This is a genomic window from Pseudoalteromonas aurantia 208 (assembly GCF_014858725.1).
In the GTDB taxonomy this organism is placed as follows: Bacteria; Pseudomonadota; Gammaproteobacteria; order Enterobacterales; family Alteromonadaceae; genus Pseudoalteromonas; species Pseudoalteromonas aurantia.
Window position 1 is genome coordinate 816,549 of record NZ_AQGV01000015.1, and the last position, 19,169, is coordinate 835,717.

The 19,169-nt window shown below is 41.9% G+C and carries 17 protein-coding genes; 6 read left to right on the forward strand and 11 right to left on the reverse strand.

Annotated elements, in window-relative coordinates; genetic code table 11:
- Positions 1 to 102: 102 nt before the first annotated feature.
- The 11 genes from PAUR_RS21765 to PAUR_RS21810 form a co-directional block, all read right to left on the reverse strand.
- On the reverse strand, positions 103 to 855 hold the full coding sequence (locus PAUR_RS21765) for a hypothetical protein (RefSeq protein WP_192509814.1): 753 nt from the start codon (positions 853 to 855) through the stop codon (positions 103 to 105).
- Between the two features lie 298 nt (positions 856 to 1,153).
- Complete coding sequence (locus PAUR_RS21770) at positions 1,154 to 1,423, reverse strand: hypothetical protein (protein ID WP_192509815.1); 270 nt, start codon at positions 1,421 to 1,423, stop codon at positions 1,154 to 1,156.
- Positions 1,416 to 1,763 (reverse strand): gamma-glutamylcyclotransferase family protein, encoded by a 348-nt coding sequence (locus PAUR_RS21775; protein WP_192509816.1) that lies wholly within the window; start codon positions 1,761 to 1,763, stop codon positions 1,416 to 1,418. The genes PAUR_RS21770 and PAUR_RS21775 overlap by 8 nt, the downstream gene beginning before the upstream one ends.
- Positions 1,764 to 1,828: 65 nt before the next feature.
- Positions 1,829 to 3,979 (reverse strand): DUF6351 family protein, encoded by a 2,151-nt coding sequence (locus PAUR_RS21780; RefSeq protein WP_192509817.1) that lies wholly within the window; start codon positions 3,977 to 3,979, stop codon positions 1,829 to 1,831.
- Positions 3,980 to 4,108: 129 nt separating this feature from the next.
- Entirely contained in the window at positions 4,109 to 4,813 is a 705-nt protein-coding gene (locus PAUR_RS23940; RefSeq protein WP_192509818.1) for a helix-turn-helix transcriptional regulator, read from the reverse strand.
- 17 nt (positions 4,814 to 4,830) lie between these two features.
- Positions 4,831 to 5,148, reverse strand: a complete 318-nt coding sequence (locus tag PAUR_RS21790) for a hypothetical protein (protein WP_192509819.1) — start codon at positions 5,146 to 5,148, stop codon at positions 4,831 to 4,833.
- 75 nt (positions 5,149 to 5,223) lie between these two features.
- Positions 5,224 to 5,346 carry a hypothetical protein gene (locus PAUR_RS23855; protein WP_263973716.1) on the reverse strand — a complete coding sequence of 41 codons (123 nt, stop codon included), beginning with the start codon at positions 5,344 to 5,346 and terminating at the stop codon, positions 5,224 to 5,226.
- A 266-nt stretch (positions 5,347 to 5,612) separates the two neighbouring features.
- Positions 5,613 to 5,798, reverse strand: a complete 186-nt coding sequence (locus tag PAUR_RS21795; RefSeq protein ID WP_192509820.1) for a hypothetical protein — start codon at positions 5,796 to 5,798, stop codon at positions 5,613 to 5,615.
- A gap of 73 nt (positions 5,799 to 5,871) precedes the next feature.
- Positions 5,872 to 6,954: an NAD(P)/FAD-dependent oxidoreductase gene (locus PAUR_RS21800; protein ID WP_192509821.1), complete on the reverse strand. Its 1,083-nt coding sequence runs from the start codon at positions 6,952 to 6,954 to the stop codon at positions 5,872 to 5,874.
- A gap of 5 nt (positions 6,955 to 6,959) precedes the next feature.
- Positions 6,960 to 8,912 carry a LodA/GoxA family CTQ-dependent oxidase gene (locus PAUR_RS21805; protein WP_192509822.1) on the reverse strand — a complete coding sequence of 651 codons (1,953 nt, stop codon included), beginning with the start codon at positions 8,910 to 8,912 and terminating at the stop codon, positions 6,960 to 6,962.
- Between the two features lie 115 nt (positions 8,913 to 9,027).
- Complete coding sequence (locus PAUR_RS21810) at positions 9,028 to 9,897, reverse strand: polysaccharide deacetylase family protein (protein ID WP_192509823.1); 870 nt, start codon at positions 9,895 to 9,897, stop codon at positions 9,028 to 9,030.
- 203 nt (positions 9,898 to 10,100) lie between these two features.
- Here PAUR_RS21810 and PAUR_RS21815 point away from each other — a divergent pair, with 203 nt between their 5' ends.
- From PAUR_RS21815 to PAUR_RS21840, 6 genes are all read left to right on the forward strand, one after another.
- Positions 10,101 to 10,757: an ABC transporter ATP-binding protein gene (locus tag PAUR_RS21815; RefSeq protein WP_192509824.1), complete on the forward strand. Its 657-nt coding sequence runs from the start codon at positions 10,101 to 10,103 to the stop codon at positions 10,755 to 10,757.
- Positions 10,750 to 13,209 (forward strand): FtsX-like permease family protein, encoded by a 2,460-nt coding sequence (locus PAUR_RS21820; RefSeq protein ID WP_192509825.1) that lies wholly within the window; start codon positions 10,750 to 10,752, stop codon positions 13,207 to 13,209. The genes PAUR_RS21815 and PAUR_RS21820 overlap by 8 nt, the downstream gene beginning before the upstream one ends.
- A gap of 10 nt (positions 13,210 to 13,219) precedes the next feature.
- The gene (locus tag PAUR_RS21825) at positions 13,220 to 14,281 is read left to right on the forward strand and encodes a lipocalin-like domain-containing protein (protein ID WP_192509826.1); all 1,062 of its coding nucleotides are present in this window, start codon (positions 13,220 to 13,222) and stop codon (positions 14,279 to 14,281) included.
- Positions 14,282 to 14,754: 473 nt separating this feature from the next.
- On the forward strand, positions 14,755 to 16,005 hold the full coding sequence (locus PAUR_RS21830) for an efflux RND transporter periplasmic adaptor subunit (RefSeq protein WP_192509827.1): 1,251 nt from the start codon (positions 14,755 to 14,757) through the stop codon (positions 16,003 to 16,005).
- 10 nt (positions 16,006 to 16,015) lie between these two features.
- Complete coding sequence (locus PAUR_RS21835; RefSeq protein WP_192509828.1) at positions 16,016 to 16,735, forward strand: ABC transporter ATP-binding protein; 720 nt, start codon at positions 16,016 to 16,018, stop codon at positions 16,733 to 16,735.
- The gene (locus PAUR_RS21840) at positions 16,735 to 19,149 is read left to right on the forward strand and encodes an ABC transporter permease (protein WP_192509829.1); all 2,415 of its coding nucleotides are present in this window, start codon (positions 16,735 to 16,737) and stop codon (positions 19,147 to 19,149) included. Before PAUR_RS21835 ends, PAUR_RS21840 begins: the two co-directional genes overlap by 1 nt.
- Positions 19,150 to 19,169: the final 20 nt, after the last annotated feature.

Below are 19,169 nucleotides of genomic sequence, written 5' to 3' on the forward strand. Positions count from 1 at the left end.
ACTTTAATTCATGAAAAATAGAGGAATTTTTTATGAATTTATAATTGGGTACGGTAAGTATGTCAAATATATTACACGCACCCATTATAAAGACGGGGGTTATTAAAGTGATATAATAATATTGTCTAGTGAGCGTTGCTGTGCGGCATACGTACGACTGCCACTCACATAAGCAGGGTCAATTTGCCCATGGCGTCTGCGTTCGAATGTTAATGACCCAGTGCAATCGTGTTGAGTGTTAATCAGTGCGTCGTTGAAAAATTCAACATTCGATAAGTTAATAGTGAAATCACCATCGTCTGACACATTATTATATATTTCAGAGCCGGTTAATTTATCACCGTCTTTTTTAGTGCACTCCGTATTGAAAACAATGCTAAATTGATCACCAGCGCCGCTTTTTGTCCATTCGATCTCGATTGAATCGTCTTTATCATACAATTGACCCGTTTGTGGAGCGAGGATCTGATATTGCGGTGGCAGTGTTATCGTGTTGGTCAGAGTTTTATTTTCTGATGCGCGGTTAAGCTGCACAATAAATTTAGTGTCGCCTACCGCCACGTCAAAAACAGCGCGGTAATCTATATCGAAAAAGCCATCGTCTTCTTCTAATGTTTTGACTGTTGTGCCGACAGTCGCTTGTAATTTATCACCATTGGTTAATTTTAAGTTATTTCCATTTCGACTTGAGACATTTAACTCTGCGATAACGCGGCTATCTTGGCCATTCGAAGTCACGTAGATGTCAGACCAAATAGCCTCGGTTTTAACATTATTTGACTCTGTTGTTTCTGAAGAGCAGGCACTCAGTAGCGCGATTGCAATAGCCAGTGATGAATATTTTAAGTGATGCATGGTCGTCCTTGTAAAAGGCAGGTTTATAGATTATTCGTACCTTATATTACAACCGAATAGAATGTTAATTAAAGTGTTTTTACACAAAAATACAATTTAATATAATTATTCACAAGTTGTGCTGTGAGCTTGGTAACGAGAAAACTAACAGACACGATGAGGCAGCGTTTTAACCTGTAAAATTGACTCGATATTAAAGGCGATTGATGTTGTAAGGCTGGTATATGGTCATTCACCCGCCAAGCAAGCTATAAAAGTGGGCGTTTTATAGCTTGCTCTACCATATTGGAGCAATACTTTATTGAACGGTCATAAGCAAATCATGGGCTTTTAATGTCAATCCCATAGGTTTTATCTCATCATTAATAACGCCCAATGACTGGGATAGCTGCTTGCCACTGAGTGTATTGGTACAGAAAAGCTCAACTTTTAACGTGTGCTTGAGTTTACTCATTTGCCCATAATGAGTGAGGTATTCAAACTCCGGAAGCTGAGTTTTTAGTTCTTCGCAGGCATTGGTGAGTAATTGAATGAGTTGTTGTTCAAGCTTCTTTTGCGTTTTAGTCATGAGAGCTCTCAGCGGCAGCATAAATCCAGCAGGTGTTTCCTGATTGAAGAGGGGCACTAACTCGCTGATACGCATCTACCTCGTATTCATCGGCTTGCGCTAATTCAGCATCTGTTATTGAAAATACAGTACCACGCACTATGTCATCGTGATCCCCTGTATAATTTAAGATAGGGTGATGGGTTTTGCCGCTGCTGGCAATCACGGCTGCATCCGTTATCTCAACTTCACCAAGTTGATACCCAATTAATGCATCAGGTTCACCTTCTAACAATCGACCAAAAGTATCTAGCTGTACTTGTGAGTGTTGTAATGTACCGTAAGAGAAAAGTGCTTGCATAGAGGTTCCGTTGTTGGGTAACAAGATTGACGCAACAATAGCAAATTTGTTAAAAGCACTGCAACTCAAATGTCTTTGGGTCTGCCCATATCCGGTACGTCGTAATTACAAACGCCATGCGGAAATGTTGCTTGCAACCGAGCTCGCATATCTACAGTCATGTTGTGTGCGGCATAAATGCCTTTATCAATGGCAGAGTTGATACTCATTAAATAACATTTAAAAATATCACCGGCCCAAGGCGCACCTGACTCAATACGACTGGTGCTAAACATCGGGAATCTAGACTGGCAAGCGCCCTCTTTTTGATTATTCCACTTCCCGTTAAATACGGTACTGCCAGAGGCATGCACTTTGCCGTCACTATCAAAGCAGGTGTCTTGCAGTTCATTGGGCTTAGCATTCAATATTCCTTCAGGGGTATACTCGGTAATTGCCAGCAGCCACTTATCCATCATGGCAAAGGCGGCTTGAGTTGGGTCATGATCTTTATGAGCGACCCAAATGATGTGATTTTGAGTATGACCCAATGCTTTGTTAATGCGTAAGCGGCTATAAAAAGACGCTGACATGTGATGCATGTCTAACTCATTTTCTAAGTAATGACGAGCATCAATGATGGGGAGGGTAATATTACCAATGAATACCTGTCCTGAACGATACGCAGCATGCATTGCTTCGATATTACCTTGATGGCGAGCCGCTGGGGCTTCAGGTGCAGGTTCTGTGATATTCTCATTGCCCCACAAGGATAACCACAGGGGTAGGTTTGTGCCAAAAGGCGTTACTATTTGTTCTTGAGCCATGTCGTTTTGTGGTTTCCAGCTACCAATATTATGATTAATATCGATAAAGTCATCGAAGGAAATCTCACCGTTATTTAATGCATTTAAGCCGTATTGCACCCCCATATTGTCCCATGTAGAGCGGCCAAATCCTTGCTGATCTTTGCCGAGTATGTGTTGCATATCTTGCCAATAACTCCAGTTGGTGTTTTCGACCACAGAATCTGCGAAAAATGCCCGTAAAAAACCTTGTTTTGGATTGTTAATAAACGCGGATAGTCCAAAGTATCCGTTAATACATTCACTATTGCCCTCTGGAAATGTGGGTACAAAGCCAGCCATTAACTGATTAAGTGGCTGAAGAAAGCCTGCGCGTTGTGGAAAGTCGTTTATGGCATTCATACCTTCAATTAAGCGGCGGCGATCCCAATTGCGCCAGGTTTTTTTATCGTCGGCCCGAAACGTAAAATAGTTGTTTAGCAAGTCGCAATCAAGCGCATAAGTGGTTTGGGTTATCATATCTGGGTAGCTATACAATGGCAGTAAGCCATCCAAAATTCCGGTACTATTTTGGGCAATGAGGTATTGGGCGAGTCCACCGCCAGAGCCCCCAATACCAACGGTATATAAAGGCTCACCATAGAGACTCACAAATTGTTTCTTAACACGCCTTGCTGTGTCTTCTGCCAGTAGCATATTGTAGGTGTAGCTGGTTTTATTGCCGCTTGAACTGATGATTGCATATCCATCTAGGAGCTGCTGTGCTTGGCGTTTCATTACTTTCCAGGCTGTTTGCCTGCCTTGACGATAGCCAATGCCAGAACCACCATTAAATTGATAGATAAGCCGTTTATTCCACAAAGATGACGTATTGCGGTGAGGTATATCAAGCGGTGTAATAGGCACGATGATAGTATAAATAAAGCGGTTAATTGTGCCTTGTTCAACTCTAAATAAAGGCCCTGAAAAATCAGAAACACCTTCATTGTCTTTGAGTTTTCGTGGTGCTAGCTGCGTATCTATGGTGTAGTATTCAATACGGGATTTCACGCCACAATCTTTACTATAACCCAGTAATTTTTGTTGTTGGTCGTATACAGATACTCCGTCACCATCATGATTATCGACTTCAGGTAGGCCTAAACCCGAGTCAAGAGTCATACAAAAAAATGGGTATTGATTGGGGCCTGAGTAAAGATTGGTGTTGGGTCCAACTACGCCTAAAGGAATGGGGAACGAGTAGGGGTCTCTAGGACGTTTTGATTGTGAAATATGTGGATAAAAGTCAAGAATATGATGGTTATTTGATGTGGCAATTGCCTTCACTTGGCGCATTGTATATGCATCATCTTGGCTTAACATTCGCCAACCTAACGTTATGACTAGTATTACAAAAATGCTTCCTGCCAACCATTTTACGACTGTTTTCATACATCACCAAATTGGTTAACCATCATACTATTAAGTGTAGGCAGCGTGATTAAATTTGTTGTTATTACTTTGTTGCTGCTTTGTAAGTGCAGGCTAAGCATGTGATTACTGTAGGAATAAAACTATCAGCTAACTTTTATTTGTACAATTGGCGTATTTGGCAGTAACAAGCGCAACATAATGGGACAACTTTTTATCATCTGAGGTATTAAAGTGTGTACTTAATGTTGTGGCAGAAGCTATTCTGTCGACTCTAAACTCTCGATAGTCACGTCTTAATTGGCAAAACGCCACGAGAGTCCATTTTCCACCCCAATATACCAGTCCAAGGGGCTCTATTTGACGCATTGTGGAGGTGTGATTAACGTCCGAGTAGGCAAGGTGCAAACACTGTTTATTTTCAATTGCATGACGCAGCTGCTTGTTAAGCGCTTGCTGCTTACTGTCATGGCTATAGCTAGAGACTAAATAGGGTGAATCATCTTGAGATTGCTTTAAGTGGGTGGGCAAAACAGCTTCGATTTTTGCCATCGCTGATTTGGCATGTTCACTTAAGGTTGGATCTGTCCACGCGCCAACCATTTTGGTGCCAAGCAATAAAGCGGAGAGCTCTTCTACGGTAAACATCATAGGGGGAAGCGGGCAGTTGGCTATCAAATAACCGATACCTGCTTCACCCTCAATTGGCACTCCTGAGTTTTGTAAGTCTTGAATATCACGGTAAATGGTGCGTTCTGAAACGTGGAAATGCTCAGCCAGCTGTGCAGCCGTTGTCGCAAGTCGGCGGCCTTTTAAAACGTTGACTAATTGAAAGAGTCTTTCAGATTTATGCACATTTACACCCTAGTAGGTCAGTTAGTACATGCTGTTTGGGCTATCACGCGGTTATGCGTTAGCTCAACACTGTCTTCATTGATCAGTTGCATAAACTTTTTACAGTGTGGTGAGTCATAAAAAGCTTGTTGTACTCGTGTTGCATCATTGAGTGTGTTCCAGTATACAACATCAATATACACAGAGCTGTTTTGTTGTTTGGCGAGTGAGCGATAAAGCAAACCCGGTTGTGCGTTCAAAAAAGTTTCAAACTCCTCATTCGCTAACATAAAGTCCTGCTCTGTTACGCCACTGGCTAATTCAAATTTAACGACTTCGATGATATTGGTAGTCATAATGTGTTTTCCTTGAGTGATTTATAAGTCACAGCAAGTAAAACACATCACCCTGTCAGGGAGTGTCAGGAGGCTTTATCCAACATAACCATATAGGGCGAGCGCACCTGCAATAATCCCGCTGCTGGCAAACAACCCGTATTCAACTTTGGTTTGTAAACGAGCTTCTTTGCTGGATGATTTTTTAGTGATTGCCATAATGATACAAGTTACGGCCAAACAAAAACTGATGATAATAAAATTAACGAAAATGGCATCGAGCAGCATGAATTACCTCAAGTGATAAAATATTGAAATTTAAGCAAACATAAATTTTTAAACGCGGGAATTATACGTGGCTTTTTGGTGAACACATAGCTTTCTGTGGGTTTTTAATAAAGTTGCATGAGGAAGGATACTAAGCGGTAGAAGTGCGTTATTACGATGTATAAACCGGCACGACTACCGAGATCTAAACTGTGAATTTAAATACAGGTATGATCGCCGCCTTGAATTGACCAAAAACAGACCACTTTACAAGATTCGATTTTTGTACGGCAAAATACCGTATCAGGCACTCGACCGCCAGCAATTGCTGGAGTGTGTTTTGTAGCCAAATCTTGTTGTTGTGATAATAGCTTTATATTCTTTTTATTTAACGTCATTTTCATTGTAAGTATCCTTTTATTTAAGTCCCTGTTACGTTTACATATTGTTCTCCAAATGTAAATAGTTTATTTGTTTTTATGATACCATTTTGTAATAGAGTGCCCGATGAGCGAGGTAGCTAAGCCAAATTTTGTCTACTTGTTGTTGGTATAGCGGTATATTCTCAGCGTGCGTTAAACCATTATTTATAATTAATTCGCTTAATTGAATAGCACAGGCCATCGCATTGAACATACCTTGGGAAGACAGCGGATCAAAGCTTAGGGCAGCATCCCCTAAAGCAAACCAATTTTTACCAGAGCAACTCACTAACTTTGACGAATTCGCTGCCACTAGAGGGTGTAGTTGAGCATTTTTCTCTTCTATTCTGGATGAAAGTATGGTGAATCCAGGTATACTTTTAGCCCGATTTAATAGCTGAGATGGGTCAGTTATACGTGCATTTTTTATCAGTTTTGCATCTGCGTACCACGAAAACACCCTTTTTTGTTGCGCCTGAGTCGGGCTTTTTTCAGGGTTATGAATTGGAGCGCTATACCACCAACCCTCATCTGTGTGACTGATCAGCGCTGTTTTCTTTTTGATATTGACATTTGCAGTGAACCCAATTGACATGAGTTTGTCAAATTGCTGGCGAGTAATACCTTGTTGGCGTGCAAAAGCGCAATGACGACCTGATGCATCAATCACTGTGTTGGCATTGAGTTGAAGTGGGCTATTGTCGTGTTGCAATGAAAGTTGCCAGCCTTCATCAGTGGCAACACTGTCAGTTAATTGAGCCGGCCATATGCAGTGAATTTTTGCATCAATACAAGCATTACGTAGTTGTGTTTCAAAGTAGGATCTGTCTAGGTGCCAACCGAATCCATCTGGGTTTCTTAAATTGTCTATTAAAGTTGGTTCAGACGAGCCCCAATAAGATAACGTACCATGGCTGAGTATGTGGCGTTTATCATCGAGTAAATGTGCTAGTTTTAGCTGAGTTAAAATGCGCAGTGCAGCAGGTGCTAATGACTCGCCAATTTTGTTAATCGGTGCGGCTTCTTTGTCAATAAGCGTTACACAATAATAGGGCGCGAGTGCAAGAGCTGCAATACAGCCCCCTACACCAGCTCCTATTATCGCAACTTGCGTTTTTGGCAATTGCGTTGTAGTCATCGTCGTTAGCTTTTTTTGATAAAGCGATGTGCTTTTTCTGTTAGGCTTAAGTCAGGGCGAATACCCTTTTTAGCTTTGTGCTGAGCCGTAGATTTTAATGCGCTAACGGGTGCATTTGAATCCGGTGTTAAGCCGACTTGCATGGTACTTGGGAAGCCACTCACGCCTTTTTCCGTTTTTGGAAGTACGACCGCCAATTTATCAAAGTTATCAATCATGTCGTTGATTTGTGCCGTATAGTCAGTTGTGGGGCCAATGGGTAAATCATCAAGCCAAAACTCTCGTTCGTTAAACGCTGCTTGTCGCTCATCGATGGGTAAACTTTCGTTGATGACCTTGTTGTAGTTTTCTTGGTTTAACATATTATTTGGGACGCGCGCAGGCCAAAAGGTCGGCAAATATGGGTCGAGCGCTGTATTGTATCCATCTCTACAAGACGCAGTATCTGTTTGCCAAGGAATGGCCATCCAGCGTGTGATCCCCCCTGCTATTTGTCCATTATTTATTGGGCCGTCGAAAGAGAGAGCTGTATGTGGTGTTAGTACAGGGCCAAAATTAACATCGTGTGTTGGGGAGGTGTCCTCAGCATGGCGTAATCTAAAGGCTTCACTATACATACCGACACTGCGCATCGGCCATGTCATTTCGCAGCCAGGATGAAACGCGTCAGCCAAACAAAAATCCATGGCTGCTTTGGTTAGCATATCGGGTTGCTCTGTAACTGGAACATCATCAATAGCCGTAGGTACTGTGCGAGCAGGGTCATAATCGGCAATAAACTCTCCATCAACCCATTGCGATAATGCATTAAGCTGCAGTCTAGTCAGCGTTAAAAACTGTCGAGGTGACTCGTTTGCATCAATGCTCATTGCATCGCCATAGATCCATGGCCATTGTTGTGGAGACAAGGATGCGTTTGTTGGATCCCATGCGGTAACCGACATGGGGTTCTCGCCAATATCAAATTGGGTGTCTAAATTTCTAAAATTGTTAAACAAAGTACGTCTTGATTCTTGCCATGTTGCAGAAGGATCACTTAAGCGTGTTAGCCAAAGTTCTGATGTAAAATCAAATGGGCTCTGCCACCCAAAACCAGCAGCAAAACCGGCATTAACCCACTGTAAGTCGGTCATACGTTGGAAAATAGGTAAAATGTCGTGGGTAAAGGAAGGCTTGCCCGGAACAGGTAACATGTTAGCGCCAACGGCGATATCGCGCATTAAGTCCCACATTGTTCTGACAGATTTTTGCATCGGAGCATAATCAGGCGGTGCACATACAACCCAGCCAGGTTTTACCGATAATGATACATCGTCATAGACAACGTCGGCATTAATTGGGCCGTCAGAGGTATCATCATACCAGCCCTCGTTATTGCCAAAAGTAATTGCTTGATGCCCGAGTGGATTCGCTGATTTACCATGCCCACCTAGCATCACTAACCGTCCTTGAGAGTCAGTGGTCATTTCACCTAAGTATACTTTTACTTCATTAAACTGACCTACAAACTGCGTATCATTTCCTGGCGTATTACAGCCCGATATAGTGTGTTTAGCACCGTCAATTAACAAACCGCGTCGCTTGTCACCTTCTACTTTGGCGTTACGTAAAATAGAAGGTTTTGCATCCGCAGCTTCTGGAATATCGAGTGCGATTTCAAATTTGTACCAAGAGGCTTTTTGATTCGCAAGTTGCGCATGCCACGTTATATTGGCATTGTTGGCTGTTAGCTCCTTAACGACTTCGCCGTTCGCATTCAACCCATATATCCGAAAACGTGCAGCTTGGCGCTTTAAAGCGCCAGTGCTATCACGGTAAAAACTAGGTGATTGTGGGAGTGGTTCACTGACTTCTGGACCAATAAAATACTCCGACGGACTATTGCCGACACGCATTACACCGATTGGTGGATAGATAGCCGCTGAAACAATCGTTGAATCACAAGGGGTGTTTTCCATACCTAAACTTCCTTAAATTGACGCATGTATGTCATAATTAAAATGCAAATCGAGGCTGCATTTTCTCTAGTGCAGAAGTGTAGGCCGAGATATTAAGATTGACAATTACACCGTATTACGGCGCTTTTCTATGCTGTTTTATATAGCTGCCTATGGTATTGACCGTCTCTAGCCAATAGCCATTTTTAGGGTCTTTTAAATAGGTAATAAGTTGATCAAGCACGGTTTTATCTACGGAATATAAGCCTTTTTCGCCCACTTCATGTCCGGCAAGAATTATCCAGCTATTATTATGCTTGACCGATTCAAGCGTGGTTTTAATTTGTTTAAAGCTCTGTCCGTCAATCCGAATAGCAGTCAGCTGAGCAAAGTCAGTGAAGTTTGGGTTATTGGCGGTCTCATCATTCCATGTGCGCCCAAATTGAAATTGTTGCGCAATCAGCGGCACGTAGCTTCGAGTATCAATACCTCGACCGACAAAGGTGTTTCCGCATGGGTAGGCAAAACTGGTAGGGATAATACCTAAGTGCGTTTTGAGGTAGGTATTGGCTTGCTCTATATCATTTTTCAACCAGTCAAGGGTGGCATTTTCAAGGCTCATTCCCCGAGCTCTTAGCCATTCAAAATTGCCAGTACACGTATGGTTGCTGGTATGATTTGCAATTTCATGACCATATTCAACGGCTTTTTTCCACCCAATTAGCTGTCGAGATACACTTTCAGGCACAACATAAAAAGTCCCTTTAACTTGATGTTTAGCGAAAATATCCATCCCCACGGTTATTTGGCTGTCTCGCGCATCATCAAAGGTAATGCTGACGGCATTTTGAGCGCCCGATGGATACTTAAAACCAAGGTATTTTTTGCTATTGTAATTTTGCCAATCGGTGTTTGCTGAGCCCAGCTCAGATGCTGCTACGGTGTTGCTTGTAAGAACTGACGCAGTTAAGAGACCAAGACTCAATGCGAAATGCAAAGCTTGCATGCTATGTTTCCTTATAATTAAAACGCGTTATTATCTAAGCGAAGAAGGTCGTGCTGTGCAATAGCAATTAACTCAATGTATGCTGAATAATTCTTAACTTAAACCTTACGAAGTAATATTTTTGACTATGTGTATACATAACTTTATGTTTTAATTTGTAATAATATTTATTGGTCGAATTTTACACTCTGGATGGTATACGGATGATAGAACTTAAAAATGTCATATTTTCACGCGTTGATGGAGATATAAAGCGGAAAATATTGAATGACATTTCTTTGGCTATTACACCAGCAACACAACTTGCGTTAGTAGGAGATAGTGGTTCGGGTAAATCTACATTATTGAATTTACTTGCGGGCTTACTGCAACCAGACTCGGGTGAGGTGATTGTGAATAATACAGTCATTAGTGATTTGAAAGCCCAACAGCTCGCTTATTACCGCCGTTCTATCGGAATTATTTTTCAGCAATATCAGCTACTCAGTCCGCTCAGCGTAAAAGACAATATTACTTTTCAGGCGCGTCTCAATAAAATGCCTTGTGGCGAAGATGAAATAATAAGTTTGGCAGAGCGGTTGGGCATTGCGCATAAGTTAGATGCTTTGCCGCAACAATTATCAGGAGGAGAACAGCAGCGAGTAGGGATCGCGCGTGCATTATTAAATCGACCAAATTTACTACTTGCAGATGAACCAACAGGAAATTTAGACACCCAACGTGCTCAAGACGTACTCGAGTTACTCGTTGAGCTATGTGATGAGCGTGCAATTAATCTGGTATTAGTTACGCACAGTACGCGGTTAGCCTCACAATTACCTATGCAACTGACACTGAAAGATGGTCAATTGCATGGTTGAATTTAAGCTTATTTTACTGACATATTGGGGGTTCTATCGCCGTCACTTTGGACTACTCGTCCTCTTTCTGGTGGGTCTGAGTTTAGGCAGTGCCCTGTTAACGGCCATCCAAGGCCTCAATTTTGAAGCTGCAAAACGGTATCAGTCAACAACGGCGATGATTAATCACCCCATTAGTCATTTTATCCGCCCTATTTTAGGGCAAAATTACCTGCCTTTTGCACTGTGGGAGCAATTGCGTGCTAAGGGCGTAACATCAGCGCAACCAGTATTAGAAGGGACGATAAAAACCCAAGCCGGTCAACTGTTAAGAATAAAAGGGGTTAATTTATTGCAGTGGCTTAATAAAACGTCGACAGCGCAAAATGTAACCGCTCCTTTATCAAGAAGTCAAACGGCAGCCATGCCGATGTCATTTTTGAACACGCTGTATTTAGACCCGACTATGATTATCCGGTTAGGTTTAGACCCCGACAACCCCGTACTCATATTCGAAAATACAGAGCAAAGCATGCCCGTCATTGCGATGGAGGGGCTAGGAAAAAGCGGGCTAGTTGATATTCATGTGGCTGACACATTACTACAGGCAAACGGCCAAATTAGTTACTTTGAAGTAACGAACGATACAGCGAACTCTCAGCTGGCACTCAGTATTATCAGAGCACTAACGTCGACGGTTGGCCGAGTAGAGAGTGTTGAAGAGCAAGCATTTGATGGGTTGTCACAGGCGTTTTTCTTGAATCTGAAAGCATTGGCGCTATTAGGATATGTGGTAGGCGCATTTTTGAGTTTTAATGCGATCAAATTAGCTTATACGTCTAGGCAGGTCTTACAACAACAACTGTTTATTCTTGGGTGTAGTATGAAAATGTTGCTTAAAGCACTCATTGTTGAGCTGATAGCGCTAAGTTTCATTGCAGCCATATTCGGCGCAGTTTTAGGCAGTGTGTTAGCTAATTTATTAGTGCTAGATGTATCAAGCACCTTACAAAGTCTCTATAAACTGGATCGGGCATTGGTCGTATCATTTGATTGGTGGCTAGTTTTATTGGCGTTCATTTTAAATGGGGTTGTGTTGTTCGGGTTTGTCTTGATGCAGGTGCGTCATCGTCATTTAAAGTTTGTTTGGCTGAGATTTACTGCTGTTTTCGTTACGGTTTTTATAACTGGATATTACTATTTTTATGCCGTCACAGAAGTGGAGGCCTTAATGCTTTGCGTAGGGGTATTAATGCTATTTTTTATTGTTACCCCTATTACGATTAAGTCGGTGTTTGTTGTTAATTGGCCAACAAAAAATGTGGTGTTGTTATGGCTACGTGCAGACAGTAGTAATCAATTGTCGGCGTTATCTTCTTCGGTATTAGCGATGCTGATGGCTGTGGGGGCGGCAATCAGCATGCAAATTATGGTGGGCAGCTTTAGTGATGCACTTGATAAACATTTAACGAAGCGACTCAGTGCCGATTTGTATATTCGGGTCGAAGACAAATTAGATGAATTGAAAAATACATTAGCACAGCGCCAAGATATTGAGCGGGTCGGTGTGTACTGGCATGCCCCCGTTGAAGTGATAAAAAATACGGGAGAGTCTGATCACATTTATTCTGCAAAATTAATGAGTTTTGGGCAAAGTAGTGAATATTATTCGCATCTTAATTTATTAGGAGATAAATCGGTTACGCCTCGTCACTTTCGAGTTGAATCAAGCTACCACGGATGCCTCATTAATGAACCTGGGTTACTGAAATATCAGTTCTCCGTTGGCGATAAAGTCATTATTCAGCAACAAAATCGCTATTTAAAATGTGTCATAACGGGTGTATTTTATGATTATGGTGAACAGGCATTAGCATTTGTGAGTACGACCGATACCATGCTTAGCAGTACGATTCGCTTTCAGCAATATGGGGTATCATTATGGCTTGAAGATGCCAAAAGTGCTTCGGGCATTCGAGATGAATTAATGACATTACATGCCTTAGATAGCTCGCAAATTATTGAAAACAGGCAGTTTAAAGCGTTTGCTAAAAGGCTATTTAACAGTACGTTTACCGTTACCAGTGCTTTGAATTTTTTTATTATATTGATCGCATTATTTGGTATGTGGGTGAGCTTTTTAACCTTAGGGCGCCAGCAGTTAGAACCCATTACGGTTTTACAACGGTTGGGTGTATCAAATCGCACGCTTTTAGGTGCTAAGCTTTTACAAACAGGCCTCATTATAGGAGCAACTTTAGGGCTCGCTGTTCCTTTAGGCGTGTTATTAGGATGGGTTCTACTCAACTATGTTATGCCTATTGCATTTGGCTGGAGCATGGCATTAACCATAGATTGGTCAGTGTTAACGACTTTTATTGTCAGTATTTTCATCGCAGCGTTGGTGTTTAGCGCCATACCACTTCGTAAGGTATTAATACGGAACACGCCCAGTGAACACATGCACTTGTAAAGGAATCACCATGTTAACTTCTGTGATATCAATTTGCTTATTCATTTTGCTATTGGTTGGGTGTGAACCAATGCAACAGGGTCGTGAAGTTTCTATGAATGCAGTCCCGAAGTTGGGTGTGGATGTTGAGCCTAATACGTTACTTTCATTTCCTCAAGACCATGGGGCGCACTTAGCGCAAGGTATCGAGTGGTGGTACGTAACAGCAAATTTAGAAGCGGATGATGGCACTGAATTTGGTGTGCAGTGGACCTTGTTTCGTACGTCAGTTGGAAACACTGACGCGAGAAGTTCTCGTTGGTGGGATGGGCAACTTTACTTTGCACATTTTGCTATTCAAAATAACCAAACGCACAAAGCATTTGAAAAGTTTGCACGGGCAGGGCAGGTTGAAATCGCAGCTGCGCCTTTTGTTGCGCGAATCGATAATTGGTATCTTAAAGGAGGGGCAGATCAGACCTTCCCCTTGAACTTGATGGCGAAGCAAGGTGGTTTTTCGGCACAATTGGCGTTACACAACAGTGTAATGGCATTGCATGGTGATAAAGGATACAGCCAAAAAACGATGCAAGGTCATGCGTCGTATTATTATAGTTACCCATTTTTACACGCAAAAGGCGCACTTGAGTTCTTTGGCAAGCGCTATAAAGTCACTGGAAAGGCGTGGTTGGATAGAGAGTGGTCGTCATCATTGATTGACCCAAAGCATACCGGGTGGGATTGGTTCAGCTTACAGGCCAATAATGCGGATAATGGGGCCTTGATGGTATTTTGTATTAGAAATGCGCTGCAAGAATACGACCATTGTAGTGGTTCTCATATTTTGAGCAGTGGTGAAGTGCAGCACCTTGCAGACTCACAGATTTCGCTGCAACCAATTGAGCACGTATCACTGGATGGTAAACGGTACCCAACTCAATGGCACCTTGATGTTACCGGGTTTGATACAACCATTATTAACAGTGTAAATAAAGACGCTAGGAACCAATTAAGCATCCCTTATTGGGAAGGGCGCGTCACAAGCGTTGGAGGTTTTACTGCAAAAGGGTATGCAGAACTTGTAGGTTACTAGGGGCTGTTGATCTTTCAGGTTCGTTTTTGCAGCAGCTTGATTGAATTTTATACAAGGCAGAGGCTGCGTAGCATGGTTATCCCTTCTCTTTGTTGCTTAATATTCGCTTAGTTTACTAGGCCACCTATTAAGCGCGCGATAAAAGCATGCTCAAAGAGAAGAAATAGAACAGCAAAGATCAACAGCCCCTAGTTCTTCGCCGATATAGAACCATGCCTAGTAGGCGAATGGTGATTTTACTTTGTGCATCTATTTCATCGTATATTTCTCAAAAATTTGAACTTTATTGCCCTCAAAAAGCACGACTTTAAGTCGTGCAGGTTAATTCGAAATCGGGAATTTTCGTATTCTCGATTTCGGGAATTTCTATGGTTTATTCAATTTTTAAAATATAAATAATTGATATTATTGGTCTTTTTGTTTGGTATCGAATTTGCTTTATATCTTATGTCAATTGGATAAAGGTATTCATCATGGATAAAGTAAGGGTTGAAAGCAAAAAGCATCTGAGCGGTAAAGCGGTGGCTATAATGGCAACGCTTATTATGATAGTTGGTGTATTGGTAACACTGATGATTAATCGTTTTGATAAAACAGCAGTAGCAAGTCGTGATTTATGGCGAGCAAAAGTAGCACAACAAGATTTGGCGCTAGAAGCAAAGGGGTTTGGCAATTTACAGTCAAAGCAACAGCGATTTTTGACAGCACCTTATAGTGCAGTTGTAGAGCAAATATTAATAAAGCCTGGGTCCTTAGTTACAAGAGACAGTGTGATTGTAAAGCTGAGTAACCCTGAAATTGAGCAAGCAGTGCTACAAGCAAAAATGACATATAACGCACAGAAGGCGGTTGTTGGACAACTCTTGCTTAAACAGGAGCGTGAGAAACTAGCCGATGAGCAGTTATTACAAGAACTCAAAGTCGATTTGCAGGTTGCTCTCTCACGTCTTAATGCAGAAAAAGGGTTAGCTAAACAAGGGGTTGTATCTGCGCTAGATCTACTGGACAGTCAAGCCAAAGTTGATAAATTGACATTGCGCTATCAACATTTAGAAAACAAAAAAGCGAAAGTGACGCAATTGCACTTACAGGCTGCGCAAATCGAAGAGCAAAAACTTAACGAAAAGGCGAGCTTAATGGCGCTGGCGAAATCACAAGCTCAAAGGCTTAACGTGGTTGCGGGCATTGACGGCATGCTACAAACGTTACCAATCGAAATAGGGCAAAGCTTAGCGATGGGATCTCAGATTGCCTTAGTGGGAAGTGTTGATTCATTAATCGCGTTAGTAAAAGTGCCACAAAGAGAATTGCAAGGGCTAGAAATAGGCATGTCAGCAGTGATAGATACCAGAGGAGGAAAAGCGGATGCTTTGGTAAAACGTATCGATCCTGTTGTGACAGACGGTCATGTTGAAGTAGAGCTCGATTTGGTCGGTCAGTTGCCGAATAATGCGCGACCCTCACTGAATATTGCTGCGGTCATTAATTTAGGGGTAATACCGCAAACGTTGACGATACCCATTCCCGTTAATGCTAAGCCTCAAACACGGGTACAAGTTTACAAAGTCTCTGACAATGGAAAAAGTGCGACAAAAACTTGGATTGCATTGGGCCAAAGAAGTGGTCAACGCATTCAATTACTTTCAGGCGCGACTCAAGGCGAAGAACTTATCTTATCAGCAATAGATCAACATGCTGAAGATACCATCGAACTAAAATTATAAGGACTCTATCATGACAGCATCAATCGATAAAAAAGCGAGCATTTCACTCAAGCAATTAAGCAAAGTATACCTCACTGAAAGTATTGAAACGCATGCATTACAAGCAATCGACTTGGATATTTACCAAGGTGAATTTGTATCAATTTCAGGCCCATCAGGGTGTGGTAAATCAACATTGCTTTCGATTTTAGGTTTGCTTGATTCACCAAGTGATGGCCGCTATTTCATTGAAGGTGAAGCCGTTGAAGACTTGGACTTAGACCAACGGGCTGAGTATAGGAATTTAAAAATTGGTTTTGTATTTCAGTCGTTTAATCTGATCGACGAATTAAGTGTGTTTGAAAACGTAGCGCTTCCGCTGCGTTATAGGGAACCGGCAGTACAAGAAACCGATATTGATAAAGCGGTTAAGAAAGCGCTCACTCAAGTTGAAATGGCACATCGAGCAGAACATAGGCCAAATCAATTATCAGGTGGGCAACAGCAGCGTATCGCGATTGCTCGAGCACTGGTTGGTGCCCCAACGATATTGCTAGTTGATGAACCGACGGGCAACCTAGATTCTCACAATGGAGATGCGGTAATGACGTTGTTGCGTACATTGAATCGGCAGGGGACGACAATATGTATGGTGACGCATGATCCGCGTTATGCAAATTTTGCATCTAAGCAATATAACTTATTAGATGGAAAAATTGTGACCGTGCCAGCTCTCAGTGAGGCGATATAATGAAAGTAACTTCACATATCAAGCAGGTCGTAGCTGGCTTACAAAAAGCGCCGGGGTTTACCCTCATAATGATCTTAACTTTGGCATTGACGCTCGGTGCTTTATTGGCGGCATTTAATTTAAATCAGGTGGTGTTGCTTAAGCCGCTCCCTTACAAAAATGCGGAACAGCTGTATGTTTTAAAGCAAAACTTACATCAAGATGGCATTGATAATATAGGGGGACAAAGTGAGGGCGGGCAAATCGCTATGTACCAAGCGTCTAAACAAGCGGGTTATGAATCAGCCATGCTGACGCAAAGACGTGGCCGTATTACGAGTCGAGCGGATAAACCTGTAGAAGTGGTGATGTATGTCAGTCATGAATACCTACCACTGCTCGGTGCACAGTTAGTGTTAGGGCAAAACTTTAGTGCCACGGATAAAGTAACAGATGCATTACCTGAAACCGTTATTTCTTATTCGCTATGGCAATCTGATTTTGGCGGCGCATCTAATGTCATTGGTCAAAGCTTAGATTTTAATGGCGTTAGTTTACAAATTATTGGTGTCGTCAATGATAATTTTCGAGATCCAGAGCCTTTGAGCTTCTACGGAAAAAGCCGTTTATATTTACCCATGGCGCAAGCAGGAATAAGTGAAAAAGAGTTTAGAAATGCGTCACGCAATTTAGTTACGGTACAAAAAAATATCGCGAAGCAAAGTTTGTCCCCTTTACAAGGGTTACTAGATAGAGCATTAACACAGTCAATTGAAAGTAGTGAATTTGCCGTTGATTTTAAAGATTACGAACATAGAGCTGATTTGGCGCCGTTAACTAAGGTGATCAAAGGCGATAATCCATTTATTTCGCTGATGGTATTTGCTGGCGCTTTGGTATTGTTACTTATTGCGTTTGCCAATATTGTGAATTTGTATTTGTCTCATGTGATTAAAAAGCAGAGTATGTTGGCAATTAGTGCAAGCGTGGGGGCGAAACCAAAGCATATTTTTAAGCATTTATTGGTGGAAAGTTTGATCATCGTGCTAAGCGCATCAGCCTTTGGGCTTTTATTGGCAGCATGGCTATTGGTACTGACACAATATCTGGCACAAGGGTCGATTAATCGTTTAGATGAGCTCGGCATCAATGTTATGACCGTCGGATTTGCATTGATTGTGGCATTGGTGTTGTCGGTTGTTTTAGCCTGGGTGGCGAGCAAAAGTGTTGATCATGAGCGTTTAAAACAACATTTGACGGCAAGTGGAAAGGGGACGCAAAAACAAATATCACCGATTTTACGAAAAACCTTAGTTATATCGCAGGTTACCTTAACTGGCTTAATGTTATTTGCCACGTCAACTGTATTACAGGCAACACTGAAGATGGCAACAAAACCACTGGGTATTAATGTAGAGAATGTGTACAGCTTACAAATTGAAACGGGTGACAATTACCCATCACGAGAAGCGAAGTTGGCGTTGATTGAACAGCTCAAGCAGCATTTTTTAGCATTGCCACAGGTACAAGCTGCAGTAAAAAGTACCATCTCGCCAATCAGAAAAGGTGATTTCTCTAGTCCATTTATTGATTCGGAAGGGAACCGCCTCGGATTATTTGGTTTTAATACCATCGGCCTTGATTATTTCTCTGTGTTGGAGCAGCCAATTCTCTACGGCAGAAATTTAACGCAAGCAGACATTGAAGACAAAAGTAAAGTTATGTTGGTGAGTCGTTCAGTTGCAATCAATGCATTTGGTAAAGAGAATGCCGTCGGTGAGTCAATGTTCTTTTCACCTGATCAAGGTTTTGAAGTTATTGGGGTCGTGGCGGATCATTACAACGCATTCACGCAAGAAAAATACGCGGGTGTTACCTATTTTGCTATGAGTCCTATGCGTTTAAACTTAATGCTGAAAGTATCAGACAAGGCATTGTTTAATAAAACGGATATTGTGATGGAATTGGAGAAGGTAGATGCTAATTTGGCTGTGCTTGAGTTTCTGGATGTTGAGCAGACAAGTCAAGATTTGGTATTCAAATACCGGTTAGCAGCTTGGTTGAGTGGGAGTTTAAGCGTGTTAGCGTTGTTACTTGCATGCGCAGGTATTTATGGGGTGGTATCTTATGGAACACAAATGCGTCGTTACGAACTGGGTGTCAGAATGGCTGTTGGTGCTAAACCAAAACGTATTACCATGTTGGTTGTCAAAGATGCGTTCACGCCGTTATTAATCGGTATACTTTTGAGTATTATATTAGGGTTAGGTTTGTATGCATTGACGAGTCAATACAGTGATGCGGTGCCGGTACCAGATGCTTTACAAGTTGGGGCGTCATTGATACTGTTGCTTGGATTTTCCTATATGGCTTGTATTATTCCAGTAAAACAAATACTTAAATCTGATCTTATATCAGCATTAAGAAATCAATAAGGATTGACTGCCGCACTAAA